Source organism: Stenotrophomonas sp. 21LCFQ19 (assembly GCF_056861425.1).
Genome location: NZ_JBSPUF010000018.1, coordinates 21,443 through 46,937, shown reverse-complemented (window position 1 = coordinate 46,937; position 25,495 = coordinate 21,443). Strand labels below are relative to the sequence as shown.

The 25,495-nt window shown below is 61.4% G+C and carries 22 protein-coding genes and 5 tRNA genes; 13 read left to right on the top strand and 14 right to left on the bottom strand.

Annotated features, from left to right (window positions below):
- The first annotated feature begins 82 nt into the window (after window positions 1–82).
- Together AC13FW_RS17680 and AC13FW_RS17675 are read left to right on the top strand one after the other, a co-directional pair.
- Complete coding sequence (locus AC13FW_RS17680; RefSeq protein WP_482989922.1) at window positions 83–1,654, top strand: SDR family NAD(P)-dependent oxidoreductase; 1,572 nt, start codon at window positions 83–85, stop codon at window positions 1,652–1,654.
- A gap of 136 nt (window positions 1,655–1,790) precedes the next feature.
- Window positions 1,791–2,399: a DNA-3-methyladenine glycosylase gene (locus AC13FW_RS17675; protein ID WP_482989921.1), complete on the top strand. Its 609-nt coding sequence runs from the start codon at window positions 1,791–1,793 to the stop codon at window positions 2,397–2,399.
- Between the two features lie 55 nt (window positions 2,400–2,454).
- Here the strand turns inward: AC13FW_RS17675 and AC13FW_RS17670 are convergent, their stop codons facing one another.
- Window positions 2,455–3,432 (bottom strand): LysR substrate-binding domain-containing protein, encoded by a 978-nt coding sequence (locus tag AC13FW_RS17670; protein WP_482989920.1) that lies wholly within the window; start codon window positions 3,430–3,432, stop codon window positions 2,455–2,457.
- Window positions 3,433–4,025: 593 nt separating this feature from the next.
- On the opposite strand from AC13FW_RS17670, the gene AC13FW_RS17665 reads away from it, so the two are divergent.
- Both AC13FW_RS17665 and AC13FW_RS17660 read left to right on the top strand, forming a co-directional pair.
- Complete coding sequence (locus AC13FW_RS17665) at window positions 4,026–4,661, top strand: glutathione S-transferase family protein (protein WP_482989919.1); 636 nt, start codon at window positions 4,026–4,028, stop codon at window positions 4,659–4,661.
- On the top strand, window positions 4,658–5,725 hold the full coding sequence (locus AC13FW_RS17660) for an LLM class oxidoreductase (RefSeq protein WP_482989918.1): 1,068 nt from the start codon (window positions 4,658–4,660) through the stop codon (window positions 5,723–5,725). Before AC13FW_RS17665 ends, AC13FW_RS17660 begins: the two co-directional genes overlap by 4 nt.
- A 93-nt stretch (window positions 5,726–5,818) precedes the next feature.
- Here the strand turns inward: AC13FW_RS17660 and AC13FW_RS17655 are convergent, their stop codons facing one another.
- The 3 genes from AC13FW_RS17655 to AC13FW_RS17645 all read right to left on the bottom strand — a co-directional run bounded on the left by AC13FW_RS17655 (window position 5,819) and on the right by AC13FW_RS17645 (window position 9,064).
- The gene (locus tag AC13FW_RS17655; RefSeq protein ID WP_482989917.1) at window positions 5,819–7,030 is read right to left on the bottom strand and encodes an MFS transporter; all 1,212 of its coding nucleotides are present in this window, start codon (window positions 7,028–7,030) and stop codon (window positions 5,819–5,821) included.
- Window positions 7,031–7,260: 230 nt separating this feature from the next.
- The gene (locus tag AC13FW_RS17650; protein WP_482989916.1) at window positions 7,261–7,755 is read right to left on the bottom strand and encodes a (R)-mandelonitrile lyase; all 495 of its coding nucleotides are present in this window, start codon (window positions 7,753–7,755) and stop codon (window positions 7,261–7,263) included.
- 259 nt (window positions 7,756–8,014) lie between these two features.
- Window positions 8,015–9,064: an NAD(P)-dependent alcohol dehydrogenase gene (locus AC13FW_RS17645; RefSeq protein ID WP_296246503.1), complete on the bottom strand. Its 1,050-nt coding sequence runs from the start codon at window positions 9,062–9,064 to the stop codon at window positions 8,015–8,017.
- A 124-nt stretch (window positions 9,065–9,188) separates the two neighbouring features.
- On the opposite strand from AC13FW_RS17645, the gene AC13FW_RS17640 reads away from it, so the two are divergent.
- Window positions 9,189–10,076 (top strand): LysR family transcriptional regulator, encoded by an 888-nt coding sequence (locus tag AC13FW_RS17640; RefSeq protein ID WP_296246505.1) that lies wholly within the window; start codon window positions 9,189–9,191, stop codon window positions 10,074–10,076.
- A 130-nt stretch (window positions 10,077–10,206) separates the two neighbouring features.
- Here the strand turns inward: AC13FW_RS17640 and AC13FW_RS17635 are convergent, their stop codons facing one another.
- On the bottom strand, window positions 10,207–10,512 hold the full coding sequence (locus AC13FW_RS17635; protein WP_296246507.1) for a hypothetical protein: 306 nt from the start codon (window positions 10,510–10,512) through the stop codon (window positions 10,207–10,209).
- Between the two features lie 272 nt (window positions 10,513–10,784).
- Between AC13FW_RS17635 and AC13FW_RS17630 the strand changes: the two genes are divergently transcribed.
- A complete protein-coding gene (locus tag AC13FW_RS17630) occupies window positions 10,785–10,961 on the top strand; it encodes a hypothetical protein (RefSeq protein WP_296246509.1) in 177 nt (58 codons plus the stop codon).
- 65 nt (window positions 10,962–11,026) lie between these two features.
- On the opposite strand, the gene AC13FW_RS17625 is transcribed toward AC13FW_RS17630, so the two are convergent.
- On the bottom strand, window positions 11,027–11,707 hold the full coding sequence (locus AC13FW_RS17625; RefSeq protein WP_296246511.1) for a response regulator: 681 nt from the start codon (window positions 11,705–11,707) through the stop codon (window positions 11,027–11,029).
- Between the two features lie 560 nt (window positions 11,708–12,267).
- On the bottom strand, window positions 12,268–13,512 hold the full coding sequence (locus tag AC13FW_RS17620; protein ID WP_482989915.1) for an EAL domain-containing protein: 1,245 nt from the start codon (window positions 13,510–13,512) through the stop codon (window positions 12,268–12,270).
- A gap of 303 nt (window positions 13,513–13,815) precedes the next feature.
- On the opposite strand from AC13FW_RS17620, the gene AC13FW_RS17615 reads away from it, so the two are divergent.
- The 6 genes from AC13FW_RS17615 to AC13FW_RS17590 all read left to right on the top strand — a co-directional run bounded on the left by AC13FW_RS17615 (window position 13,816) and on the right by AC13FW_RS17590 (window position 18,533).
- Window positions 13,816–16,806 (top strand): hybrid sensor histidine kinase/response regulator, encoded by a 2,991-nt coding sequence (locus AC13FW_RS17615; protein ID WP_482989914.1) that lies wholly within the window; start codon window positions 13,816–13,818, stop codon window positions 16,804–16,806.
- Window positions 16,807–17,539: 733 nt separating this feature from the next.
- Window positions 17,540–17,615 (top strand) — tRNA-Ala (locus AC13FW_RS17610).
- Between the two features lie 51 nt (window positions 17,616–17,666).
- Window positions 17,667–17,742, top strand: a tRNA-Glu gene (locus tag AC13FW_RS17605).
- Between the two features lie 134 nt (window positions 17,743–17,876).
- Window positions 17,877–17,952: transfer RNA gene (locus tag AC13FW_RS17600), tRNA-Ala, on the top strand.
- 51 nt (window positions 17,953–18,003) lie between these two features.
- Window positions 18,004–18,079, top strand: a tRNA-Glu gene (locus tag AC13FW_RS17595).
- 178 nt (window positions 18,080–18,257) lie between these two features.
- The gene (locus AC13FW_RS17590) at window positions 18,258–18,533 is read left to right on the top strand and encodes a hypothetical protein (RefSeq protein WP_296246516.1); all 276 of its coding nucleotides are present in this window, start codon (window positions 18,258–18,260) and stop codon (window positions 18,531–18,533) included.
- Between the two features lie 297 nt (window positions 18,534–18,830).
- Here the strand turns inward: AC13FW_RS17590 and AC13FW_RS17585 are convergent.
- Window positions 18,831–18,917: transfer RNA gene (locus AC13FW_RS17585), tRNA-Leu, on the bottom strand.
- A gap of 122 nt (window positions 18,918–19,039) precedes the next feature.
- Here AC13FW_RS17585 and AC13FW_RS17580 point away from each other — a divergent pair.
- A complete protein-coding gene (locus AC13FW_RS17580) occupies window positions 19,040–19,408 on the top strand; it encodes a response regulator (RefSeq protein WP_296246517.1) in 369 nt (122 codons plus the stop codon).
- 138 nt (window positions 19,409–19,546) lie between these two features.
- On the opposite strand, the gene AC13FW_RS17575 is transcribed toward AC13FW_RS17580, so the two are convergent.
- The 6 genes from AC13FW_RS17575 to phaE form a co-directional block, all read right to left on the bottom strand.
- Window positions 19,547–21,922: a Tex family protein gene (locus tag AC13FW_RS17575; RefSeq protein ID WP_482989952.1), complete on the bottom strand. Its 2,376-nt coding sequence runs from the start codon at window positions 21,920–21,922 to the stop codon at window positions 19,547–19,549.
- Between the two features lie 114 nt (window positions 21,923–22,036).
- The gene (locus AC13FW_RS17570; RefSeq protein WP_282266272.1) at window positions 22,037–22,252 is read right to left on the bottom strand and encodes a hypothetical protein; all 216 of its coding nucleotides are present in this window, start codon (window positions 22,250–22,252) and stop codon (window positions 22,037–22,039) included.
- Window positions 22,253–22,377: 125 nt separating this feature from the next.
- The gene (locus AC13FW_RS17565) at window positions 22,378–22,824 is read right to left on the bottom strand and encodes a hypothetical protein (protein ID WP_296246520.1); all 447 of its coding nucleotides are present in this window, start codon (window positions 22,822–22,824) and stop codon (window positions 22,378–22,380) included.
- A 43-nt stretch (window positions 22,825–22,867) separates the two neighbouring features.
- Window positions 22,868–23,242: a YfeK family protein gene (locus tag AC13FW_RS17560; protein WP_296246521.1), complete on the bottom strand. Its 375-nt coding sequence runs from the start codon at window positions 23,240–23,242 to the stop codon at window positions 22,868–22,870.
- The gene (locus AC13FW_RS17555) at window positions 23,239–24,306 is read right to left on the bottom strand and encodes a class III poly(R)-hydroxyalkanoic acid synthase subunit PhaC (RefSeq protein ID WP_482989913.1); all 1,068 of its coding nucleotides are present in this window, start codon (window positions 24,304–24,306) and stop codon (window positions 23,239–23,241) included. The genes AC13FW_RS17560 and AC13FW_RS17555 overlap by 4 nt, the downstream gene beginning before the upstream one ends.
- Entirely contained in the window at window positions 24,303–25,460 is a 1,158-nt protein-coding gene (gene phaE / locus AC13FW_RS17550; RefSeq protein WP_482989912.1) for a class III poly(R)-hydroxyalkanoic acid synthase subunit PhaE, read from the bottom strand. The genes AC13FW_RS17555 and phaE overlap by 4 nt, the downstream gene beginning before the upstream one ends.
- Between the last annotated feature and the right edge of the window lie 35 nt (window positions 25,461–25,495).

Below are 25,495 nucleotides of genomic sequence, written 5' to 3'. Positions count from 1 at the left end.
CGCTACAGCATGGACCCGCATCGAGGCGGTCATCGCTCTGCTGTCCATTCACGGCTTGCCGCCGCTCTTCCCGGATCGTCATTTGAACGCCATCGATACCCCTGTTGACCCTGCCCTGCCCTTGGCGGATCGCCTGCGCGACGCGCTGGATCTGCTTGAGGCCATTGAAGCCGATCGCGGCATGCTCGACGCGCTGCCCGAAGCCGACCGCGTGCGCCTGCATCAGGTCGTGGCCAAGGTTTTCCATCCCGAACCGAAGGCGCGCCGGCAGATGCTCAAGAAGCAGGCCCGTGAGCGTCACCAGGAAAAGGTGCGCAAGTCCGAGGCACTGCTTGAGCAAACCGGCATCCGCGCCCTGCGTCGCAAGCCGGTGTTCAGCACACCGAACTACTTCCCGCCGCATGCAGCCGGGTTGCACGATGCCAGCAATGGGGAAGGCACTGCCGCAATCGAAGAACCAGTGCATTCGCCCGAGCTGCGTCACTGCTACGTGTGCAAGCAGAAGTTCACCCAGCTGCACCACTTCTACGACCAGATGTGCCCGGCCTGCGCCGATCTGAATTACATCAAGCGCACCGAGACCGCCGATCTGCGTGGGCGCGTGGCGTTGCTGACCGGTGGCCGCGTCAAAATCGGCTACCAGGCAGGCCTGAAGCTACTGCGTGCCGGCGCCGAGCTGATCGTGACCACGCGCTTCCCGCGCGACTCGGCCGCCCGCTATGCCGAAGAACCCGATTTCGCCGTGTGGGGCCACCGCCTGCAGGTCTACGGCCTGGACCTGCGCCACACTCCCAGCGTCGAGGCTTTCTGCAGCGAGCTGTTGGCCACGCGCACGCGCCTGGACTTCATCATCAACAACGCCTGCCAGACCGTGCGTCGTCCGCCGCAGTTCTATGCGCACATGATGGCCGGCGAAACCGCTGCCGTGCAGAGCCTGCCGGAAACCATCCGCAAGCTGATAGGCAATTACGAAGGCCTGCGCAGCGCCGACCTGCTGCCGGTCGCGGCGGCCGCGCTGCCGTCGCCGCAAGCTGTCGGTACCGACGGTTTGACCCGCGCTGCCGAGTTGTCGCAGGTGCCGCTGCTGGCTGATGAACTACTGGGCCAGCACCATCTGTTCCCGGATGGCCGCCTGGACCAGGACCTGCAGCAGGTGGATCTGCGCGACAGCAACTCCTGGCGCCTGCGCATGGCCGAGGTGCCGTCGGTGGAGCTGCTGGAAACGCAGCTGGTCAATGCCATCGCACCGTTCATCATCAATGCCCGCCTGAAGCCGTTGATGCTGGCCACGCCTGAGCGCGACAAGCACATCGTCAATGTGTCGGCGATGGAAGGCCAGTTCTACCGCAACTTCAAGACCACCCGCCATCCGCATACCAATATGGCCAAGGCCGCGCTAAACATGATGACGCGCACCTCGGCGGCCGATTACCAGAACGACGGCATCCACATGAACAGCGTGGATACCGGCTGGGTGACCGACGAAGACCCGGCAGGCCTGGCAGAGCGCAAGGTGCAGGAAGAGCGCTTCCATCCGCCGCTGGATATCGTCGACGGCGCCGCCCGCATCGTCGACCCGATCATCCACGGCTTCAACACCGGCGAACACGTCTGGGGCCAGTTCCTGAAGGACTATGCACCTACCGATTGGTGAGCGCGCGGACACTGATTGAGACGATGGTTCTGCCCCGCTGACCGGGTCAGATCCATCGCCGTACAGAAAGCGTATGGAGCGATCCACCAAGCAGACTTACTGGCACGTCACCGCAGGCTACGGCTAGGATCGGCACATGAGGCCCCTTCCTGCAGACTCGATGGTGCTCCCACGCGATTTCTATCGCAGGCATCCCACTGTGGTTGCGCCGGAGCTGCTCAACAAATTGCTGGTTCACAACGATGGCCGCTGCGCACGCATCGTCGAAGTGGAGGCCTATGCCGGTGGTGACGACCCCGCCGCGCATTCGTTCAGAGGCAAAACCGCGCGCAACGCCACCATGTTCGGCCCTCCAGGTCATCTCTATGTCTACTTCACCTATGGCATGCATTGGGGCAGCAATGCGGTCTGCGGAGAGCCCGATGAAGGCGTAGGCGTGCTGCTCAGGGCGGCACAGCCATTGCAGGGTTTGGATCTGATGCATGCGCTCAGGCCAGCTGCAAAGCGCACCATCGACCTGGCCAACGGCCCCGGCAAGTTGTCCCAGGCATTTGGATTGAACCGTGCGCATGACGGCGCTGACCTGGTAAACGGTGATCGCGGCATTCGGATTGTCTCCGATGGAGTGCCACCTCCGCTCGTTCCCGGCCAAGGACCGCGCGTTGGCATATCCAAAGCCGTGGACCTGCCATGGCGATGGTGGGTCGCCGGCAACCCGTGTGTCTCTGGAAAAAAACAACGCTGAGACGCTCGCGGGGCATGTCCACCGACAGCTTTGGCAAGGATCCTATCTATTCCGGTCAAGGCAGGGCATTCTCGCCTTTGGCCTCGCCCTGCAGCCAGCCGAGGAATGAGGCAATGGCGGGCTTGCCGTCCGCCCCCGGAAGGGTCACGGCGTAGTAGGCGAACTGGGTGGGCCACGGCTGATCCAACGCGACCACCAATCGACCACTGGCGACTTCCGCCTGCACGTACACATCGCGCACCAACGCAATCCCCTGCCCTGCCTCGGCAGCGCGGATCAACAACACATCATCATCGAACGCGACACCTCGCTCGATACGGGGATCGTCCGCCACTCCCAGTGCCTTGTACCAAAGTCGCCAATCACTGCGATCGGAGTCCTGCAGAAGTGGGTACTTGAGGCAATCGATTGGCTTACGGATCGGTTTGCCCTTGGCCAGCAAACCAGGACTCGCTACTGGCAGGAACACCGGCGAAGCAAGGTGACGCGAGACCAAGCCCGGGTACTCGCCCAGCCCGTGACGAATCGCTATATCGATGCGGTCGCGGCGCAGATCAACCAGGGCCGATGAAGCTTCAACGCGCACCTCGATGTCCGGATGCTTTTCGGTGAAGCGGCCCAGTCGAGGCACCAACCAGGACGCGGCAAAACCGGGAACTGTGCTGATCGTCAGTGTCTGCCGCCCGTTGATCGCCTCCAGAACAGCCATGGTGTCCTGGATGGTATCGAAGGCGCGAAGCAAGGCTGGATAGACTTGCGCGCCTGCTGGACTGAGCGCGACACCATGCCGATTGCGGATGAAGAGCGTGACGCCGGTACGGTCACTCAACAGTTTGAGTTGCTGGCTCACTGCACCCGGCGTAACCCCCATGACCTCGGCAGCGGCCTTGAGGCTGCCGTGACGACCGGTCTCCACGAATGCACGCAACGCCAACAACGGTAGGACAGCACCCATTGATTCAATTTCCCGATCTTTCGCACGTGGAAATGATGGGTGTCTGCTGCGCTTGCGCCCATCAACTCGGGCCAGCATGGATCATTTCATCAAATGAGGAAAGCTGAATTCATCAACGCACGGCAGCCAGCGATCTGCGGTCTGAATGACAAGCGCTGATCACCCTATGCATTCCTACAATGAACCCCAACACCCATGCCGCCGAGGGGCGTGAGGATAGTGCCCCCTTGCTTTCCGCAATCGCCTAGAAGCCGGCGTGAACAAACATTAGATAATCTGACGTTACCGAGCAGATAAGATCGTTTTCCAGGGCTGATGGCGCCCCATAGACTGCAACCATTCCCGGTCGACAGGAGCCCGGCTTCCAACAGCAGGCGATCTGCTTGCGCTACCCCGACACGCCATCAAAACCTCGTAGCGCAAAGTGACATTGCACTGGCAAGAGAACGTGCAGCGCGAGTTCAAGCACGCCGGTTTCAGATCGAGCGCAACAACTGCGCCCGCCAGTTACAGGTGGGAGCGGGGCAATCGAGCTCAACACCATGCGACCTCTCATGGCGGCCTGCAGCAACACGCAGGTCCAACACCTGCTTCTCACTTTCGCCAGCAGCGCACCGGGTCTCGCCCCCAGGTGGGTTCGGTGAACTGCATCCCAACGAAAGGACTACTTCGTGCTCAGCCCAACACTTCATCTCCATACCGACAGCTCACCAAACGGCTTCAAGATAAGCATTGCGCTGGAAGAACTTGAACTCCCCTATCAGCTGCATCACGTGCGCATCGCCGAAGGCGAGCACCGGCAGGCGGACTTCCTGAAACTGCACCCTCACGCGCGCATTCCCGTGCTTGTGGACGAATCTGCTGGCATCACTGTCTTCGAGTCGGCTGCCATCCTGTTGTACCTGGCTGAAAAGAGCGGCCGTCTTCTGCCCCGGCACGCCACGGCACGATGGGAAGCGATCACCTGGCTGATGTTCCATGCCGCCAGCGTAGGACCGATCCTTGGCCAGCGCGTTCACTTCGAGATGTTTGCCGACGAAGTACTCCCGGTCGCGATTGAGCGCTACCGGCGCTTGAGCAACGAGTTCTTCGCGACCCTGGATCAACGTCTGGCTGACCGGCCTTGGCTGGCCGGAGACGAATACTCCATCGCCGACATCGCCGGTTTTGGCTGGACGCATATCGCCCGTGTCATCGACCTGGACTTCAGCGCCTATCCGAACTTGAGCGATTGGCACGCCCGTGTCGCCGAACGACCCGCCGTACAGCGCGGCGTACTTGTCCCCGAACCGGCGACCGGCCCATGATCGAGAACCAAAAAGTTAGCGCATTGAACAACAGCATCGATATGCAGACAGCGCTCAAGGGAGCATCTGCTCCCGCGTTTGCGCACCACTGTGGCTACCAGCGGATGTTCCGCCAAGACGCACTGAGCCTTGGAATCTTCCTGCCATTGCGCTTCTATCGCGGCGACATGCGAATCCTGGCCGGGCAGTCCGCGCTGGTTGCTCAACTGGATCGCGCTGGATTTGCTGCAGTCTGGGTACGCGACGTTCCCTTGTTCGATCCTTTGTTCGGTGATGCCGGGCAGGTCTTCGACCCATTTACCTACCTGGCATTCCTTGCTGCACAGACCGAGCACATTGCCTTGGCCACTGGCAGCGCCATTTTCTCGCTGCGGCACCCCATCGACCTGGCCAAATCGGCAGCCACCATTGACCAGCTGTCTGGTGGCCGGCTGGTGATGGGTATCGCTTCTGGCGACAGGCCGGTTGAGTTTCCGGCGTATGGCATCGAACACGCACAACGTGCCGAACGCTTCGCAGATACGGTCAGCTACGTCCGCGAGTTGATGCAGCCCGGCACGCTGAACATCAACTCGCCGCTGGGACGTGCGCAAGGCGTTGAGCTGCTGCCCAAGCCGGTGGCCGGTGCGGTGCCGCTGTTGGTGACCGGGACCTCGCGGCAATCGCTGCAATGGGTTGCCGAACATGCCGATGGTTGGCTGACCTACCCGGATGCCACCGACCACGCCGCTGGCCCCAAGCGCCTGGCCGAGAAGATACGCGCGTGGCGCGGACTGATCGGGGATGGTGGCTTCCGCCCGCACGTCACCAACGAGTGGATCGACCTGGTGGAAGCCCCCAACCATCCCAGAACGGCTGTCGATGGCGGCTACACCTTACGCACGGGCCGCAACGGCCTGATCGATCTGCTCGGTGAATGGCAGCGTGCGGGCGTCAACCATGCGGCCCTGGGAATCCAGTTCAGCCAGCGTCCGGCACAGGACGTCCTGCAGGAGCTGTCGGAGTACGTGCTTCCCCTGTTCCCTTCGCACGATTCGCCGGTACCGCCAGCGATTCGTTGGTAGCCCTGTCATCGAGTTGCCAGGTCACGGCGACGCTTGCCGGCGTGTCCCGCCAGGAACACATCCTGGCGGGAGGCGCGAAACATGGAGGAATGCCTACGGACTGAGCTCAGCAGGCAATCGTGAAATCACCATGGAAAGCAGCGCAGCCGATGCAAGTACTACTGCACTCATGACGAAGGTGCTCTGGTAGCCGCTGTGGTCAAACAACAACCCTCCAAGCGTAGACCCCAGCGCGATAGCCAACTGGATCACCGCAACCATCAGGCCGCCGCCTGCTTCCGCCTCTCCGGGCAGGGTCTGCGCAATCCAGCTCCACCAGCCCACCGGCGCAGCGGTGGCAAGCAGCCCCCACAACCCAAGCAGCACGGCGACGGCTGTCAGCGAGCGCCCCATCGGTATCAGCGCAAGCGCGATCACTGCCATCAGTACCGGTATGAGAATCAGCACCGGATACAGACCTTGCTTGAGTACGCCACCAATCAAGGCAGTGCCGATGAATCCACTCAGACCAATCCCCAGCAACACCCAGGACAGTGCAGACACGTCGAGCTGCGTCACCGTCTCCAGAAAAGGTCGCACGTAGGTGAACAGTGCAAACTGACCCATGAAGAATGCCGCGCAGGCCGCCATGCCAAGCGCCACGGCCCTGCGACTGAGCAGACGAAGCACGCCGCTGGCCGCATCAACACGCAAAGCCTTCATCGACGGCAGGCTGCACCACTGCCACACCAGCGCTATCAGTGCGATCGGAACCAGGCAGAAGAAGGCACTGCGCCAGCCCATGACGGCGCCGAGATAGCTGCCGAGCGGCGCCGCAATCACGGTCGCCAATGCATTGCCGCTGTTGAAGATGGCCAGGGCGCGGGGCACCTGCGCGGAAGGCACCAGCCGCATGGCGGTGGCCGCGGACATCGACCAGAATCCGCCGACAACCACGCCGATAAGTGCGCGCCCGACCAGATAGACAGGGTAGTTTGGTGCCAGTGCCACCACGCTGCCGGACACGGCCATCAACGCGGTCAATGCGAGCAGCAAGGTCCTGCGATCAGCATTGCCTGCCAATCGCGCTATGCACAGGCTGGTCACCACCGCGAACGCGCCCGAGATGGCGATGCCCTGCCCCACCAGACCTTCGCTGACACCCAGATCGGCAGCCATCGGCGTGAGCAGGCTGACAGGCAGGAATTCGGAGGCGATCAAGGCGAACACGCACAGGGTCATGGCGAACACGCCACTCCAGTGAGATGCAGCCTCGCCCAGCTCCGCACAGGCACGCACGGGCGTGCCGACGACGGGAGTCGACATAAGAAACCTCTTTACATGATGTTTGTATTGATCAGCAGCGCGGTGCTGCCGCGGTGCCGACACAGAAGCGGACTCGTTGCGTCCAGAGCTACGGCGGGAGCATCACCGTGTCGCGAGAACCAACCCCTGTACGCAGCCGACTACTGCCACGTGGTCACAAAGACGCGTGCAGCCTTCGTGCGCGCTATGGACCTTCCCCAGCAAGATGCGAAGACATGAACGGGGTGTGCCTATTGAGCGGCGTCATACTGCTCATCACTCACCTGCTCCATCCACTCGACATTGTTGCCATCGAGTACACCGGTGACCGCCAGATGGGTCATGGCGGTTCTCGGCCCGGCACCATGCCAGTGTTTGACACCCGCCGGGCAGGTGATCACATCGCCCGGCCGGATCTGCTGCACAGGCTTGCCCCATTCCTGGGTAAGCCCCATCCCGGACATCACCACCAGACGCTGTCCTGCAGGGTGTGTATGCCAGGCCGAACGCGCGCCAGGCTCGAAGGTCACCCAGGCGCCGGAGACGGTGAGCGCTGGATCGGCCGACCACACCGGGTCGATGCGTACGCGCCCGGTGAAATGCTCCGCACTGCCTGCGAGCGATGGCCGGCTGCCAGCTTCCGAAACATGCTGCGTTGTTGAAGCTGCGGACACCGGCACTTCCGTGATCGCGGCCATCGGCACAGCCACCGCAATGAGCCCAAGGCTCTTCAGTGAGTCCTGCATAGGTGTTCCTTGAAAGACGGGGCCCGCCAAGGCGTTGGACGGTCGGGAAGCGCCCAGCAACCATCAGGACGATGGGCTGGCTGGATTCCATGGAAGATACGGGCGCCCTGAGCTGATCCGCTTGATCAGCACTACCTGCCGGGCGACATGGCATGGCGGCAACAGCAGTGAAAGCCGCCAGCAGGCCATGCGGCGCCTTCACTGCAGCGCTGGCCGTCAGGGCCAACGCTGCAGGCAACTATCGACTCGGCAAGCCGCCTCAGCCGCCCATGGTGGCGTTGTCGATCACGAAGCGATACTTGATGTCGCCCTTGAGCATGCGCTCGTAGGCTTCGTTGATCTCCTCGGCACGGATCAACTCGATATCCGCCACGATCTGGTGCTTCGCGCAGAAATCCAGCATCTCCTGGGTTTCCGGAATGCCACCAATCATCGAACCGGCCAGGGTGCGGCGCTTGGTGATCATGTTGAACACATTCGGCGACGGGTGTGGCGTCGCCGGCGCCCCAACCAGCACCATCGCACCGTCACGCTTGAGCAGTGCAAGGAAAGCATCCAGGTCGTGCGGCGCGGCAACCGTGTTGACGATCAGGTCGAAGCGCTTGCCCTGTGCTGCCATCGCTGCAGCGTCACGCGACACCACCACTTCATCCGCACCCAGTGCCAGGGCGGCCTCGCGCTTGGACTCTGACGTGGTGAAGGCGATGACATGTGCGCCCATCGCATGGGCCAGCTTGATGCCCATATGGCCCAGACCGCCAATGCCGACCACGCCTACCGTCTTGCCAGGACCGGCATTCCAGTGCTTGAGCGGCGAATAGGTGGTGATGCCGGCGCACAGCAGCGGCGCTACCGCAGCCAGCTGGTCTTCGGGGTGGCCGATGCGCAGCACATAACGCTCATGAACCACGATTTCCTGCGAATAGCCGCCCAGCGTCCAACCCGGCGCATCCGGCGTAGCACCGTTGTAGGTGCCGACCATGCCGTCACAATAGTTTTCCAGCCCGGCATCGCAGTCTTCGCACTGCTTGCAGCTGTCGACGATGCAGCCGATACCCACCAGATCGCCGGGCTTGAAGCCACTCACGTGCGCGCCGACTGCGGCTACGCGGCCGACGATCTCATGGCCCGGCACGCAGGGGAACTGGGTACCCGCCCATTCGGCACGCACCTGGTGCAGGTCGGAGTGGCAGATGCCGCAATAGGCGATGTCGATCTGCACATCGTGCGGCCCCGGCGCGCGGCGGCTGATGTCCATAGACTCCAGCGGCTTGTCGGCGGCATAGGCGCCATAGGCTTTGACAGACATGGGAACTCCGGCGGTGTTTGGGGAAGGTGGCCATTGTCCACCGCGATGACTCGGCTGATAAGGTAATCAATGCTTCTAGCCACTATTAGCTGAACTAATCAATCAGCCGTGCCACACTGCGGCCATGGCACGACGCAACCTCAATGATCTACTGGCCTTTGTCACCGTGGCGCGTGAAGGGAATTTCACCCGCGCGGGTGCGCTGCTGGGCGTCTCGCAGTCCGCGCTCAGCCAGGCCATCAAAGCACTGGAAGAGCGGCTGCAGATCCGCCTGCTCACCCGCACCACCCGCAGCGTCTCGCCCACTCCGGCAGGCGAGCGCCTGTTGCTGGCCATTGGCAACCGCTTTGACGAGATCGAAGCGGAGCTGGATGCACTCACCGAGCTGCGCGACAAGCCTGCCGGCTCCCTGCGCCTGACCTGCGGTGATCACTCGTTGCAGACCATCCTGCTACCCAAGCTGCTGCCGTTGATGCACCGCTATCCCGACATCCGCATCGAGTTCGACGTCAGCTATGCGCTGCGCGACATCGTCGCCGATCGCTTCGACGCGGGTGTGCGGTTGGGCGAAAGCATCGACAAGGACATGATCGCCCTGCCGATCAGCCCCAAGGTGCGCATGGCCGCAGCCGCTTCACCGGCCTATTTCGAAAAGCACCCGATCCCCAAGGTCCCTGCAGACCTGACGCGGCACAGTTGCATCAACATCCGCTTCGCCACCTCGGGCGGCTTGTACGTATGGGAATTCGAGCGCAACGGCAGGCAGGTGAACGTACGCGTCGAAAGCCAGGCGGTGTTCAACACCTCGCCGCCGATGGTGCAGGCGGCGCTGGATGGTCTTGGTATCACCTTCCTGCCGGAGGAAGAGTTCGGTGATCACATCGAGCAAGGCAGGCTGGTGCGTGTACTGCAGAACTGGTGCCCGCCCTTCCCCGGCTATCACCTGTATTACCCCAGCCGCCGCCAGCATTCGGCTGCATTCGCATTGGTGGTGGATGCACTGCGGATCTGAGGCCTGCAGTTGTGAAGCAACTGCTCACCCAGGCTGCCACAACCCAGCGCAAGCAATCGCCAGCGCATCCGCTGGCTGCGTTGCGCGGGACATCAGCCCGAGCGCAGCGCGATACTGCCGCCTACCAGAATTACTTGAAAAGCTGGCTTCCTTTGCTGTGATGCCGGCGTACGAGTTCTTCCAGGTAGATATCCAACGCGCCTCGCGCGTCCTCGGAGGTGTCCTTGTGCTTCAAGGCCCAACTCAGTCGATCCATCAGCACCGGGTCGCGGCAGTCACCCAGGCTGCTTTCGTCCCATTGCCGGGCCTTGCGATAGCGTTTGGCGCGCTCAGCCTGCGATAGCGGCGTATCGTAGAGTCGCGGCCGACCTCGTCGCTTTGCAGGGGGAGAAGCTTCAGCCGCGGGGTCATCCACAGCGCTGTGATCATCAGCCATTGTCGTTTCTCTATCAGAATCCGCCCAATAATAAAGTGGCACATCACTTCGTGTGCAGGAATCCCTGAAATAGGCTTCAGCCGCGGCGCGATCGGAAGCCACCGGATCCGAGAACCACCCAGCAACCAAAAGGCAAGATCAGGCTCCATTCTTGGGACGTGTCCTATGGCCGCACCGGACCGCTTATCACACCATGAGCAGATTCTTGTGCGATGCCAGATAGGTGTCGCACGTGTATTTTGCTTTGGAGCTGCGGCTGGGAACATACAAAGATGGACAAGAAAACCGCAGACGTCAGACGGCTGCTTATCGATTTCGCCCGCCTATCCAACCTCCAGAAGAATCTGTTTTTGGAGACACTCAACCTTTTCATGTACGCCTCGCCACAACGCAGGCGCAAGATCATGCTGCGGTGGGAGTCGGGGAAAACGGGACTGGATGCGGATTGATCACGCCTGCATCAAAGCAGGAAGGCGCACGGACCCGACATCATGGCGCATAGGATTCAGCCCGTTCAAGATGTGGCTGGTGTGCCGCCTGAAGAGGTCACCAGTCCATTCTCCATGGCATAGCGCAACAGATCGACATCCTTCTCGATGGACAGCTTCTCCATCGCACTGGCCTTCTGCGTGCTGATGGTCTTCTTGCTGCGATGCAGGCGTTCGGCAATCTCATTGACTGTGAGGCCAGAGGCATACAACCGCACCACTTCCGATTCGCGGATGCTCAACACGCCCGCGGGGTTGCGGCTTCGTCGGTTCAGCTCGATCCCCTGAACCACCTTGTCGATGGTGGGTGAGTAATACTTGCCCCCGCTTTGGGCTGCGTGAACCGCTGGTACCAGATGCGTCAACGCATCCGACTTGCTGACGATGCACGTCACCCCCTGGGTAAGCAGCGTATGCAACACCGCCGGGTTATCAAGCATCGTGAGCACCACCAGCCTCACCTGCGGGTAACGCCGGGCAATCATGCCGAACAAGGCGATCCCATCGCCAAAGTCGCCTGCCGGCATCGCGTAGTCCGAGATCACCACGTCGCATGCCACGCTGCCCAGCAGCGCCATGAGCTCAGTTGAATCGGCAGCGGTCCCGACAAGGTCGAGGGTAGTAACTGATGACAATTCGTACTTCACCCCTGCGATCATGCCCGGATGATCGTCGGCCAAGACCACTCTGATCTTGAAACCACTCATGACAAAGCTCTCCGTGAAGTGCGCTGGCAGCTGGCCAATCCAGGCTGAGGGGGCATCCCCTGCCCTGCGAGGCACATCGGGACAGAATTTATGTCACATCACGCACAAAGACAAAGACTTATGCGTAAAAAGCAGGGCATTCATCGAACAAGAACCTGGCAGCTCATCGCCGAGCCTCCGGCTTGCTCCAAATACAGGAAAATCCTTATAACAATTGAAGTACACAGCGGCACCAGCAACCGCCGTCGCAGCCATGCGCCCCATCTTGTCCCGCAGCTCCAGGAAAGCAGCAAAAACCACCAACCAGCGGCGACGCTTGCCGAGTATTCCGCATCTTGCATATCTACATGGCGCAGGCTTTCGGTCCGAACCCGCACAATCGCGAACCAGCCCCCCCCCCATCAATGCCTTGACCTCGCCAACGCTGGCCGTCGTCCTGCGTACGCCCCAGGCCGCCAGCCTCGGCCTTGAAGCAAGCGGGCCGGCCAAGCAGCCGGCCGAGAGTGGTCCAGTTCCTTGAATGGCAGGTCTTGGCTTCGCACTCAACCTCGGCTGGCGCATCAACCGGTTCTCATCCCCAGACCGGCCAAGTTCTGCTGTGCGATGTACTTCACATACTCGGCCTTGGGCATCGCTCGACTGTGCAGGTAGCCTTGGGTGTTGTGGCAGCCCAGACTGCGAACCATATCCAGATCCATATAAGTCTCGACACCTTCAACAACGACAGTGGCGACCATCTGTCTCGCCATTGCAATCGTACTGGCAAGCAGGCAGCGGGCATGGGCATGTGCACGGGCTTCCACCAGCATGCTGCGGTTGATCTTCAACTCGTTGAACGGCACCTGCAGCAGCCGGTCGAGTGAAGAGTCGCCGCTGCCAAAGTCGTCAATGGCGCAGTTGAAACCCCGGAGCCGCAGCTGGGCGACAGCACCAGCCAGTGCCGGGTTGCACAGTTCGCCACCGTCCTCGGTGATCTCGATCACCACGCGGCCCGGGTCAACCCCTGCGTGGTAGGCATGGTCCGCCACGGATTGCGCCCAGTGCACGCCGGTTGCAACGCGTGCGGGAACATTGACTGCCATCAAGAGCGTTGATTCCCTCTCTTCGGCCGCAATGCAGTCGAACGCACAGGACAACATGTAGTCCGTGAGGGACTCCAGCAGCCCTTCACGCTCGATTGCCGGAAGGAACTCAGCCGGCGCCAGCACAGAACCATCAGGCCGATGCCAACGTGCCAGCACCTCGGCACCACGCAACACACCCGTGGTGGCGCAGTGCTGAGGCTGGAAGTACGCCTGGATCTGCTGACCCAGCAACGCTCCACGCAACTCCTCACGTGAAAACCTCTGCCCACCAGGCTTGACCACCCCCAAGCTTTCGTCTGCTGCTGCCCGTTCGGCGGACGCAGCAACGATATTGCGGATCTGCTCCGCCTTCAGCGGTTTGCGCAGTGCTGCAACCACAGTGAAGCCGAGATGCGACGCATACGCCGATGCGGCGTTCAGAATCCGGCTGGGCTGGCTGCTGATGATCGCCAGACGCGCATTGCGGCAACGTTCGGCCAGCAGGTCGATCACCTGCAGGCCAGTGAGACCGGTGAGACCTGTGAGGCCGGTCAGGCTGGTGAGGCCGGTGAGGTCCAGATCAAGGATCACCAGATCCCAGCTACGATCTCGCAACGCCGTCACTGCCCGGGCCCCGTCCAGCACTGAAGTCACTTCGGACACCCCTGATTGACGCAGCATCTTGACCATCGGAAGATGCTGCAGTTCATTGCCATCAACCACCAGCGCGTTCTGGATCATCCGGGTCTCCGGTGGTGGCGACACAAGTTGTGCGAGAGCGTTCATGGGTGTTGTCTCCACGCCAAGAGCGGCGGTATCAGGGAACTGGCTGCTTTCAATGCCGCCATTGTTCCAGCGCAGTAATCACGCCTACATCGGCCTAGTCCGAATATTCGTCCTGTCCCTCTCAAGGAACGCCGTGAAACCGGGCTTTTCACCCCATCAGCGGGCAGCAGCCAAACCTGAGTGGAATCTCAAATGGTCTCAGAGACAGACACTGCAGGGGATGCGCGAAACTCCCGGCCCCCTGCCCGCACAAATCCCTTGAAGCTGCTGAGCCGACACCAGCGCAGCCTGCTCCATGTGGGCGGCATCGTAACCACGCTGATCCTCGCTGCGGTGACTGCAGTTGTCATCCATTCGCAGATCAAGGACTACATCGCCGAACGGCATGCAGACCAGACCAGCCGCCGGATCGCATTGCAAGCGGCCTTCGCGGTGCGTGAGGGCGCGATGCGTGTCACCACCGCGCAGGAGGAGTACGCCTGGGAGTCTCGCCAGAAACCCGCCACTGAGCTGGTCGACAGGTTCAGCCAGAACAAGGGCCGAATGACGATGCAGCGCTCGGCCAATTCGCCGCACGTGCTGATCCTTGCCGACACGGTTCGAGGAGGTTCGCTGGAAAGCTTCGCACCGTACCTTGAATTGGCCGATGAAGTCAGCCATCAGGCCGGCACCTTTGCCCGCGCACTCACAGCATCGATCTATTTCTCCAACCCTGACCGGACCTTTCTGGGCGCAGGCCCCCTTCCCGACAGCAACCTGCTGGCCAAACATGCGAACGAGTCAACCGCCACTCTCATTCAACGGTTCATGCCGGATCAACCGTCGCCAACGGCCAACGGCAGCCCACCACCAGCCCTTGGCGGACCAGCGTGGTTACCGGTCGCAAACGACCCGTTGACCGGCAGGCCTTCACTGCTTCTGCGCCAGCTGGCTATTGCCGACGAACACCCCTTTGCGGTGTTCATCGCGTCCTATCCCGTCGACCTCGTAACTCCATCGCTGAACTCGACACAGAATGACGAATTCTGGTTGGTTGCCAGCCCTCGCGGCGAACTATTCCTCGGCGCGCAGCAGCCAAACGCCGACGCGCTCGCACGGTTCCCGATACATCACTGGGCAGCCGTCACACCATCGGAAAAGCGTGACAGGTTCGAAAAGATCGACGGGCGCTTCGTCGCCGCAGATCCGATATCCACTGCCAACACCGGCTGGTACCTGATCCACTCCTTCTCCTGGCGAACCATCATCACTGCCTTATGGCCTACCCTGCTCGCCTACATTGCAGCGATGCTGCTGGCGATAGGCTTCGTATGGACAGTGCTGTTGCTGATTGAGAGAAAGGTTTTCCGCCCTGGCTATGTACGTTCGGAACGCATCATCGAAAGCGAGAACCTCAACCGGACAATGGTGGAAACCGCTCCATTCGGCCAGGTGCTGATTTCGTCCGCGAATGGCGAAATCCTTCTCCAAAATTCGGTCATGGCCTCTTATGCGGACGCAAGGATTGATTCACAGCGCGCCTTGCACCTCGAGTTCCTTCGCGCGTTCCGGGTGCATGACGTCCAGACAATCGCGTCACCGGGCGTCGAGCTGAGCATACAGACCCATGATGGTGCCGACTGCTCCCTGCTGGTCAGCATCGTTCCAAGCAAGTACCAGGGAAGTGATGTACTGCTGTGCAACTTCATCGACATCACGTTGCGCAAGAAGGTGGAGCAGGAGCTGGAGACCGCCCGCGCAGCATCGCAGGCCGCGAACGAAGCAAAATCGACCTTCCTGGCAATCATGAGCCACGAAATCCGCACGCCCTTGAACGCGATCCTCGGCAACCTTGAGCTGTTGGAGCGCACCACGTTGACGTCGGAGCAAACCAATCGGCTACAGGCAGTCACCTCTTCGTCCTCTGCCTTGCTGGATATCATCAATGACATTCTCGACTTCTCCAAGGTCGAGTCCGGGCAGATGACGATTGAATCGATACCGTTCGATCTGAAGCAGGTCGCACTGCAATGCATCGAGATGTTCCTGCCAATGGCTCAGGCAAAAGGACTGGAAATAAACCTTGTTGTCAGCGATGGCCTGCAGCCACGCTACCTCGGCGACCCAACACGGATTCGCCAGATCATCTTCAATCTGGTCAGCAATGCGATCAAATTCACCGAGGCGGGAGATGTGCTGGTCGAGGTCTACCTGCAGGATGAGGACGTCGACGATTCGGCGATCGTGCTCGGTGTGAGCGACACTGGCATCGGTATGAGCGCCGCCCAGCAAGCAACGCTGTTCACGACCTTTTCCCAAGCTGACTCCAGCATCGCCAGGCGCTACGGAGGGACCGGGCTTGGGCTTGCACTTTGCAAGCGTCTCGCGGAGCTGATGCAAGGTGACATCCGGGTGATAAGCACACCACGCAAGGGCAGCACCTTCATGGTGACCTTGCCGCTGCAGCCAGCCGCCGATGCCGATGCCGATGCCACCTTACCGCATCAGGACAAGACAGCCGCCAGGCCGGACCCTGCTCAGGGTGCTGCGCAGCGTGTCCTGGTCGTCGATGACCACCCTGCCAATCGGAAACTGCTGCAATTGCAGCTGGAGACACTGGGCTGCACCGCAAGTGCATTCGAAGACTGTGCCGCGGCCATCGCCTCCTTCAGCAGCCAGAACTACGATCTGATCCTGACCGATCTGAACATGCCCGGCATGGATGGCTTCGCCTTCTCCCGCTACCTGCGTGGGCGCGGAGTGACGGCACCCATCATCGCAGTGACCGCACACGCCTCGGACCGTGACAGGAGCCGCGGCGAGGAAGCTGGTATCAACAGCATCCTCATCAAACCGGTTCTACTGGAGGCACTGCGTGCAAGGTTGGCTGAACCAGCCAGCGCCGCCCCTCCCCTGCGCAGCGTTCGGGGACAAGTGGATATCGCCACGGGAGCGCTGCCACCAGAGGTACATGGCCCCCTGCTTGGCTCCCTGGAACAATCACTTATCGCAATCAAGCAAACGCTGCAGCTGCAACCCGATTCAGCAAACGACGCGCCAGCAACCACCCATGAGTTCGGCACTGACGTTATCGGCAGACATCTTCACTCCCTGCGCGGCGCATTCGCCTTCATCCACGAAACCGCCATCGCCGAGCGCTGCGAGGCAATGGAACGATTGCTTGAACAGGGAGACAGGAGTCAGCTGCGCAAATCGCTGCTTGAATTCGAGTCCGCCGCCCACGCTGTTCTGAGCCGCAGGCGTCAGTGAGCAACGCAGCAGCTCCCCGGTGACCAGTACCTCACAACGGCTGATCGCTGGACCACTGCGCAACCACTGGAGCCAGGAGCATCATTCCGCGCTGACTACCTGCATGCCTGATGGACCTTGTTGTCCCAGAAGCTCGAGAGGGCGAAGTCGCGCTTCAGACCAGCGTTGGCATACGCCCGATCGCGCCCTCGCCGCGCGTTCTCGCAAGCATTGGCCTTCGGCGCGGGGGCAGAGCGTCGTCGCCCCGGGCGAACGCCGGATTTCGTCGATAGCCGGTCCCGCTGCAGTTGCAGTTGGAGCTCGATTGCCGCCAGCCGTTTGCGCGCATCCTGGTCGGTGGGAGCATCAACAATGCTCCAGCGCTTCAGCTCAAGTTCTTCACAAGGTAGCGATTGATAGGAGTGGCCCCCGGCTGTCTGGCACTTGTATACCAGCGATCCTGACTCATCACCCGTGCTGCCGAGCAGGCAGCTCAACACCAAGCAAGCAAGAGATGCCACGGCTGGCACTCCAATTGACCTTACCGGCGGCCAGCCTGGCAGTTCGCCACTACCTGCGATGCAGGCATACAACAAAGCCTTGTGTCGGGCTTGTCCACGAGTCCGCACAGAGATGAGCGTGGGGCCTTCGGCCCAATCTCATTGGATGAAGAAATTTCTTCACAAATCGCTTGCGGGAAATGTGAAGCCCCGCTATTATTTCTTTCTCGGCAACGACGTAACAACGTTCCACCGGGGCCATAGCTCAGCTGGGAGAGCGCCTGCATGGCATGCAGGAGGTCAGCGGTTCGATCCCGCTTGGCTCCACCAAATCCGGACATTAGGCCGTCTGGATTGTCGACAATTTGATGAGTATAACGCGTCCCCATCGTCTAGAGGCCTAGGACATCACCCTTTCACGGTGGCGACCGGGGTTCGAATCCCCGTGGGGACGCCATTCATCAGGTAAAAACGGACCCAGCCGTATCGGGTCTTTTTTTATCGAAGCAATCTTCCCAAGAGATTGCACGGAAGAAGAAAAAGCTTCCAATTTGATAAAAAACCGTTATTATGACGGGCTAGCAACAACGTGGGGCCATAGCTCAGCTGGGAGAGCGCCTGCATGGCATGCAGGAGGTCAGCGGTTCGATCCCGCTTGGCTCCACCAATTCAGGCCTTAGGCCGCCTGAATCTACAACTTGAGATTTGAAGAATACGCGTCCCCATCGTCTAGAGGCCTAGGACATCACCCTTTCACGGTGGCGACCGGGGTTCGAATCCCCGTGGGGACGCCATTTCTAAAAAGCTCCGAGCAATCGGGGCTTTTTTCTTGTGTGGTATTTACGGCAATGCAGCCCTGCCCTCGCTGGCTGGAAAGCAGTGAGCAGCCAATCAAACCGTCATCGACAGCCAGCCAAGCTGGTCAGCATACTGAGATGCTGGAGGCTGCCAGCCAGCGGCGAGGAGAATTCAATGAACATGAAAGCACTTGCCATCCTGCTGGCTGGAGCGCTCCTGACCTTCGCCGGCACCACACTACACGCCAACCATCTCTTTGCCGAGCGCTCGCAAGTGCCCGACCAGGCCAAGGGTGAGATCATCGCGTTCAAGGTGAAAGGATCGGATCGCACGGTTTACATCACCCGCAGCGATCAACTTCAACACTGGTCGATCCTTGGCGCCGGGATTCTATTGTTCCTTCTGGGCGCAAAAGGCGGTGCCCTGAAGCGGAACCGCGCACAGCCCTGAGATTGGCAGCGCCAACGCGGGCAACACCGCCCTTTTGCGCGAGCAGCGCAAGCCGCGTAACCCAGGCTTCTGCAGATGAGTGACATCACGTCCGCTGCCCCTTTGTGCTGCAAGCTTCGCCACCTTCGCTGTTTCCGCATTGCAGCTGAAGCTTGAAGTGCTGCGGGACAACTCCTGCCGAGCATGGCTCGGTACTGCACGCCCGGCCGCTGCAGGGGAGCAATGCGATTCGCAAACCTGCAGGTGCCTGACAAACTCCGGGCAAAGAAAAAGGCACCCAAGGGTGCCTGTTTTCTCTGGTGCCGAAGGGGGGACTCGAACCCCCACGCTTTTAAGGGCGGCGGATTTTGAATCCGCTGCGTCTACCGATTCCGCCACTTCGGCTGGCAGGAGCGGAATTATAGCGGAGCTTTGTCTACTTGGGCAGGCCTTGGCTGAAAATATTTGTGTAATGCCTGTTTCGGCGACTGGCTATACTTCGACCGATCCAGATACAGGGGAGAACGATGGGCTCGCTCGAAGGTACGAGGGTGCTGGTCGTGGAGAACGACGAGTTGAATGCCATGCTGCTGCAGATGCAGCTGGAGATGGAAGGCATGCTGGTGGGCGGCGTAGCTGCCACGGTCAGTGCTGCCCTGCAGATGATCGATGAGCTGCAGCCCCAGCTTGTGTTCCTGGACTATTGGCTGGCATGCAATGAGAACAGCAGCCCGGTTGCCGAACGCCTGAGGCAGCGCGGCATCCCGTTCCTGGTAGCCACCGGGATGGAAATCGATCAGCTGCCTGCAGTGTTCGATGCCGGCGTGAAGTTGTCCAAGCCTTACACCGGCGCCGATCTCAGCCAGGCACTGCAACGCGCGCTTGCTCCGGCTTGAGATTCCAGGTATGTGGGAGCGGCGTAAGCCGCGAAGCAGATGGATCATCGATCGGCACTGATGCACTGAACTTCCGCATTGCCAGCTTCGCGGCTTACGCCGCTCCCACGAAATTGATGGAGCTCTGCGGCAGCTGACTCAGCTGCCGCGTTTTGCCCTTGCGAATGCATCGGCCAGCGCATTGTTGGCCGGCGCCGCAGACACTGCCGGTCGGCCACCGCCATTGCCGGGATTGCGCTGACCGCGCTGATCCCGGTCGCGCCCGCCGCCAGCAGCACGCCCCTGCCCTGCACCACGCTCGTCACGCTCTGGCTTTTTGGCCGGCGCAGGTGAGTCTTCCAGGCGCCGGGTCAATGCGATGCGCTTGCGCGGCACGTCCACCTCCAGCACCTTGACCTTGACGATGTCGCCCGCTTTGACCACATCGCGCGGATCTTTGACGAAGGTATCGGACAAGGCGGAGATATGGATCAGGCCGTCCTGGTGCACACCGATATCGACGAATGCACCGAACGCGGCAACGTTGCTGACGACGCCTTCCAGGATCATGCCTTCGCGCAGGTCTTTGATGTCCTCGATGCCATCGGCAAAACGCGCGGCCTTGAACTCGGGACGCGGATCGCGGCCTGGCTTTTCCATCTCCTTGAGGATGTCGCGCACGGTCGGCACGCCGAACTTGTCGTCGGTGAACTGCTCGGCCTTCAGGCTGCGCAGGTAGCTGCCGTCGCCCAGCAGCGCCTTGATCGGCTTTGCAGCGGCAGCGACGATGCGCTCGACCACGGGATACGCCTCAGGGTGAACCGCCGAGGCATCAAGCGGCTCGTCGCCATCAGCAATCCGCAGGAAGCCGGCGCATTGTTCAAAGGTCTTGTCGCCCAGGCGCGGCACTTTCAGCAGGTCCTTGCGGCGCTTGAACGGGCCGTTCTCATCGCGGTGACGGACAATATTCTCGGCCACCGTCGATGACAAACCCGATACACGCGTCAACAGTGCGGCCGAGGCGGTGTTGACGAACACGCCGACGGCATTGACGCAGTCCTCGACACGCGCATCCAGTGCCTTGGCCAGGCGGAACTGGTCGACGTCGTGCTGGTACTGGCCAACACCAATCGCCTTGGGCTCGATCTTGACCAGTTCGGCCAGTGGATCCTGCAGGCGGCGCGCAATCGACACCGCACCACGCAGCGACACATCCAGGTCCGGGAATTCCTTGGCGGCAAACTCGGAGGCCGAATACACCGAGGCACCGGCCTCGCTGACCACCACCTTCTGCAGCTTGGGATTGGCACAGGCGGCGATTGCCTCGCCTGCCAGCTTGTCGGTCTCGCGGCTTGCAGTGCCGTTGCCGATCGCGATCAGCTCGACATTGTGCTTGATGCACAGCTGTTTGATCGTCTGCAGGGACTGCTCCCACTGCCGCCGCGGCTCATGCGGGTACACCGTATCGGTGGCCAGCAGCTTGCCGGTGGCATCGACGACGGCGATCTTGCAGCCGGTGCGGATGCCCGGATCCAATCCGAGCACTGCCTTGGGACCGGCTGGCGCTGCCAGCATCAAGTCCTTCAGATTGTCGCCAAACACCGCAATCGCCTCAGCCTCGGCTTTTTCGCGGGCCTGGTTGAACAGGTCCAGCAGCAGGTGCATATGCAGTTTGGCGCGCCAGGTCAGGCGGCAGGCGTCCAACAACCAGCGATCCGCCGGGCGCTCCTTGTTGGCGATGCCTGCGTTGAGCGCTACCCGACCTTCCGCATACTGGTGGCCGGCTTCGGCGTCGCTGCCCGGGTCCAGTTCGAGGAAGATGAACTCTTCGCGGCGCGCACGGAACAAGGCCAGCAGGCGGTGCGAAGGAATCTTCGCCAATGCCTCGGCATGATCGAAATAGTCACGATACTTGGCGCCTTCGGCCTCCTTGCCCTCGGCAACGCGGGCACGGATGATGCCGTTCCCTGCCAGCCAGTTGCGCAATTCGCCAACCAGCGCAGCGTCTTCGCCCCACCGCTCCATCAAGATGGCGCGCGCACCTTCCAGTGCGGCCTTGGTATCAGCGATGCCCTTTTCGGCATTCACAAAACCGACGGCAAAGACCTGTGGGTCCAACATGGGATCGCCGAGCAGGCCATCGGCCAGCGGCTCCAGTCCCGCCTCGCGGGCAATCTGCGCGCGGGTGCGGCGCTTCTGCTTATAGGGCAGATACAGATCCTCCAGACGCGACTTGGTATCGGCGCCCATGATCTGCTCACGCAGCACATCGGTCAGCTTGCCTTGTTCGTCGATGCTGGACAGCACGGCGCGGCGACGATCTTCGAGTTCGCGCAGGTAGGTCAAACGACTTTCGAGATTACGCAGCTGGGTATCGTCCAGGCCGCCAGTCACTTCCTTGCGGTAGCGGGCGATGAACGGCACGCTGGCGCCCTCATCCAGCAGCGCGATGGCCGCCTTGGTCTGAGTGGCTTGTGCGCCGATCTCGTCGGCGATTGTCTGCGCGATCTGTTGCGCGAGCTTGATGTCTTGCATTGCCGGTGCGGTAGCCACGGTGACGGAAGCTGCCATTCTGGCAATGCGCGCGCCCGGGGGAAAGCCGTTGACAGCACGCGCCGGAGCTGCCGCCCGGCGCGCGTGCCTGAATACTCAGGCCAGATGTTGATACAGCCGTTGGCTGGCGACGTCGTCACGCAGGTCTTCCAGCACCATGACCCGCATCGAGCCCCTGCCGGAGACGTTCATCGTCCGTTCTACGTAAATTTCCGGGCCATGCTCGGTATCTGCGCGGGTTTTGCTGAAGCCGTACGGCAACACACCCTTATCGCCATCCTTGCTGCCACCGATATAAAGAACAATTGCCATGGTGGTTCGTGCTCCTGTTGGATCTGTAACAGGTGCAACGATACGCGGGGTGACGTTACAGAGATGTACATAAAAGGTTGTCGTTTGATGTCAGCACTCAGCGCGCCGGCTTCGATGACTGCATTTCAGGTACGGCCAGGCCACCAACCGCGACCATGCATTGCGTAGTAATCCGCCGCACGCTCGAACGGGTTACGTACGCTCACACCGCCGCACAACAGGTAGACCGGCAGGAACAGCGGCCCCAGCACCAGGTATTGGAAAACATGCGCACGCTCGTGGTCGCCCAGGCGCACGCGCGGGTGTTCGCAGCGGCCAGCGCGATGCTCATAGGTCTGGCACAAACCATCCAGGTCGTCGCCGGTGTGCAGGATCACCATGCCAAAGGTGATCGCCCCTCCCGGCCCCCACGGCCAGCGCCGGAATACCAGTGCGCTTTCCCGGCGACTCCAGTACAGGCGTGCGCCAGCGACGCTACCGAGCGCACCCGCGATCAGGCCAACCAAGGTATTGGGCGAGGTCCAGATCCCGCCCAGGATGCGCAACCACATCGGCGCCATTTCGAGTCGCATGAGACTCAGGCCTGTACTGCTGATCTGGCAGCCAGCACGGACATCAGCGCGCCGGGGTACGCAGTTGACGCAGCTGCTGGAGGAACCACGCCGAGGCATCCTGCTCTTGCGCGCCGCTGCAGGAGACCTTGTACGCCTTGCCGCTCATGCTGCTGCGGCTGGCGGCCCGCTCGATGAACTGCTCACTGCTGTCGACCATGTCACGCTTGAGCAGGTAGTCGTATTTGCGCTGCAGATGGCCACGCGCCGCCACTGCGTCATACCAGCTGCCATTGCGCTGGAAGCGGCAACCAGAGGTTTCCAGCGCCTGCATCAAACCGTTGATTTCGCGTTGGGTTGCCGCACTGGGGGCCGCACTTGCCGGCAAGGCGATCAGCACCACGCTGGCAGCGAACAAAAATCTGCAGATCAGCTTCATTCGCGTTTACTCAACCAGTCGTTGATGGCACCGGGCACTTCGCGCTGCGCGCGCCCGGAAACATAGATACCGATGTGGCCGCCGCGGAAACCGAGCTCGGTGTAGTCCGTGCTGCCGACTTGGCCCTGCATGGCCTTGGATGCAGCCGGCGGCACAAGGTGGTCCTGCTCGGCGTAGATGTTGAGGATAGGCATCTGTACCTGGGCCAGATCGACCGTTTCCTCGCCGATGCGAATGCTGCCGTTCATCAGGCCATTGGCCTGATAGAACTGTTTGACGAACTGCCGGAAGGTTTCGCCTGCCAGATCGGGGGAATCGAAGATCCACTTCTCCATGCGCAGGAAGTCTTCCAGGGCCTGCTTGTCGTCGAGGATGTCCATCAAGCCCACGTATTTCTGCACGTTCAAGCGGAACGGCTTGAGCATGAGGTAGCTGGCATTCATCAAGTCGGCCGGGATATTGCCCAGGGTATCGACGAACAAGTCCACGTCCACGTGCCGCGCCCAATGCGAGAGCATGTTGTCCGCGGTGTGGAAGTCGACCGGCGTCACCATGCTGATCAGGTTCTGCACCTTGTGCGGGCGCAGCGCGCTGTAGCACAGCGCGAATACGCCGCCCTGGCAGATGCCGAGCAGGTTGACCGGCGCACCACCGTGCTGTGCGCGCAGATGGTCCACCGCACCGTCGATGTAGCGCAGCAGATAGTCTTCCAGGGTCAGGAAGCGCTCGGAGCGATCCGGGTAGCCCCAGTCCAGCACGTAGACATCCTGGCCAAGCGCCAGCAGCTTCTGTACCAGCGAACGACCGTCCTGCAGGTCCACCATGTAGGGCCGGTTGACCAGCGCATAGACGATCAACAACGGCGGCTTGCCGGCATCGGCTTGATCGCTGACGAAGCGATACAACTTGACCTTGCCGTCACTCCATACTTCCTGGCGCTCGGTGACGCCATAATCCACGTCTTCGACACCGGGCAGCAGCTTCAGGCCCTCGACCAGCTTGCGTTGCCACTGCAGGGTTTCCTGCAACAGGTCATCGTTGCCAAAACCCAGCGGGCCCTTCATTTGGCACTCCTGCGACGGGCCGGTGCGGACTTCGGTTTGCTGGCAACCACTGCCTTCTTGGCTGCCGGCTTCCTGGCGGCCGGCTTGTTCGCCGTGACTTTCTTCGGCGCAGCCTTCTGCACGATTTCTTTCACAGCCTTCCTGGTGGCTTTCTTCGCCGCTTTCTTCGCCGCACGTTGCGGCGCCGGCTTCGCTGGCCTGGCAGCTGTTCTTCCTGCCGATGACCTTGCCGATTTATCCGCCGACGCGGACTGCGCTGGTGTGCTGGTCTGCTGGGCTGCCGCCATCAAGCGCCGCACCTGCCGTTCCAACTCGGCGATGCGCCGATGCGCCGCATCCATCTCCGTGCGGGTAGGCACGCCCATCGCGTCGCAGGCACGTTCCAGTTCACTCTGCGACGCTGCGCGCAGACGCATCTGGGCATTGGCCAGCTCACCATAGATGCGCTGGAAATCTTCGGAAAGCGCCACCTTGGCATACGCTTCTTCGGCGGCATCAATCCACAGATCGAACATCGCCCGCGCACTGGTCAGCTGGCTACCGGGCACTTCATGCTCGGCCAGCTTGGCCTCGAAACGTTTGAAGGCATCGTCCAGGACGCTGCGGATCGTATCCACATAGGCTTCGGCACGCGCCTGGTAGTCCTGCTGGATCTTGAGCAAGGCCTGCCACCGCGCCTGATGCTCACGGGCTGGACCGAATGCCGGTGCATTCAACCAATCGCCGCCACCAAAGCCACTTTGTGCGGCCTTGGCGAATTCACGCAGCCAGGGTTGATCGTTCAGGGCATTGCCACCGCGTGCGGCGCCCAGCATCCACTGCAGCAGATCATCGCCCTGCCCCGCCTGCACGGCCTCGCGCCACGCCCCGGCCACCTCCGCCGCCGAAGTGTCACGACCGGCAAAGCGTGCGGCCACCTGCTGCATCATGCCCAGCCAATCGCCGGCCTGATGCTGGAAACGAGCGCCCAGCGCCTGTACTTCCGGGGGCGTATCGGTACTGACCAGGCGGGTCCATTGGGCAATGCTCTCAGCCCATGGAAAATCGCCGCCTGCGGCTGCACCCTGGCCCTGCATGGCCTGTGACCATGCCTCCCAGGCAGCGCGCATGCTGGCCTCGAAATCCGCGTTGTCGTTGTTGCCTGCCGCCGCCATTGCCTTGCTCCCGGGATGCCCGGTGATGATAGCAA